Origin of the sequence: Photorhabdus sp. RM96S, assembly GCF_042879335.1 — a bacterium.
In the GTDB taxonomy this organism is placed as follows: Bacteria; Pseudomonadota; Gammaproteobacteria; order Enterobacterales; family Enterobacteriaceae; genus Photorhabdus; species Photorhabdus kayaii.
Genome location: NZ_JBHFKT010000291.1, coordinates 1 through 223, shown reverse-complemented (window position 1 = coordinate 223; position 223 = coordinate 1). Strand labels below are relative to the sequence as shown.

The following is a 223-nucleotide window of genomic DNA, read 5'->3' as shown; positions in this document are numbered from 1 at the left end:
AAAAATCAATCACCTGATGCAACAGCGCCTGCCCGTCATCGTCCAGATCGGCCAGTTTCGGGCGCGGCAGGGGTGCAGCCTGTAATTCCGGCGGGGCGGCTAAAGAAGAAGTGGCCACAACCGCATTGTCCATGTCCGGCAGCCCGGCCAGCTCCCGCAGCCGGCGGATACCGATTTTCAGCGTTACCCCTTCCGTTTGTATCACCCAGTCCAGCACCGACCC

At 61.4% G+C, this 223-nt stretch carries 1 protein-coding gene; it reads right to left on the bottom strand.

Annotation, left to right across the window (positions count from 1 at the left end; genetic code table 11):
• The coding region (locus tag ACGF49_RS25405; protein ID WP_387493617.1) for a hypothetical protein at window positions 1-223 on the bottom strand (223 nt) is incomplete at both ends.